This is a genomic window from Flavobacterium cupreum, from assembly GCF_003996965.1.
Taxonomy (GTDB): Bacteria; Bacteroidota; Bacteroidia; order Flavobacteriales; family Flavobacteriaceae; genus Flavobacterium; species Flavobacterium cupreum.
The window spans coordinates 1-352 of sequence record NZ_QWDM01000131.1 but is presented as its reverse complement, the minus strand read 5'-3'; the positions used below and the strand labels follow the sequence as shown (position 1 = coordinate 352).

Genomic DNA, 352 nt, shown 5'->3' with positions numbered 1-352 from the left:
TTTAGCTCCAGTGAAGTTAGAATCACTGTATGGATATCCATATATTAGCCCCAAAAGCGGGCGAAGACTACCCCACCGACTGGAATGAATTTCTGGCGTGGTTTGCAACCGAAGATGCCTGTCTGGCATACCTCGAAAAGTTGCGATGGCCGGCCGGTTTCGTGTGCCCTGCGTGCAGTTGCATCGATCAGCCGTACCGCTCCAGCCGCGGTCGCATGGTGTGCCGCAACTGCGGTCATCAGTGCACCGTCACCGCCGGTACGATCTTCGAAAAGACGCGAACTCCGCTGCGTGTGTGGCTCGCTGCCGCCTGGTATGCCACCAGTCAGAAGCAAGATCGGAAGAGCACACG

Annotated in this window: 1 protein-coding gene; it reads left to right on the top strand. The window is 56.8% G+C overall.

All coding sequences use genetic code 11. The features are described from left to right. Nucleotides 1-29: 29 nt before the first annotated feature. A partial coding sequence (locus tag D0817_RS26920) for a transposase (RefSeq protein ID WP_134737806.1) occupies nt 30-352 on the top strand: 323 nt, incomplete at its 3' end.